General features: G+C 36.3%; 2 pseudogenes. Both read left to right on the forward strand.

The features are described from left to right. Positions 1 to 195, forward strand: a pseudogene (locus AUR67_RS21370) (WYL domain-containing protein); the annotation flags it as partial. A 64-nt stretch (positions 196 to 259) separates the two neighbouring features. After that, positions 260 to 446: pseudogene (locus tag AUR67_RS07105) on the forward strand (cell division protein FtsZ); the annotation flags it as partial.

Genomic DNA, 446 nt, shown 5'->3' on the forward strand with positions numbered 1-446 from the left:
CAATTTGGTGAGTTAATAGAGCAGAAAAAGTTAGATGCTCAAACATCACTGCTTACATTCAATGTGAAGGACACAGAGCAATTAACAAGTGAATTATTTAGAGCATCACATTGGCTTGAGGTAATAGAGCCTCAAGCTGTACGCAGCAGAATCATTAAAAAACTAAATGAGGCTTCAAACACTTATAACTTGTGACTTTTAGGTGCGTCAAAAATTGACGCACCTTGTTGTTATGCTCTTTAAAAAATGAGGAGCAATGATGTTTGAGTTAGTTGAGAATTTAGATGGCTTGTCTATTGGCGTATTTGGTATTGGTGGCTGCGGTTGTAACACTGTTAATACCATTTTTAATGAGGTTCAAAACCCGCAAACTAAGTTTTACTGCGTTAATACTGATAAGGTTGTATTAGAGCACTCTCAAAGTGATGATTTTGTGTTGATAGGTG

Source organism: Pseudoalteromonas sp. XI10 (assembly GCF_001469895.1).
Taxonomy (GTDB): Bacteria; Pseudomonadota; Gammaproteobacteria; order Enterobacterales; family Alteromonadaceae; genus Pseudoalteromonas.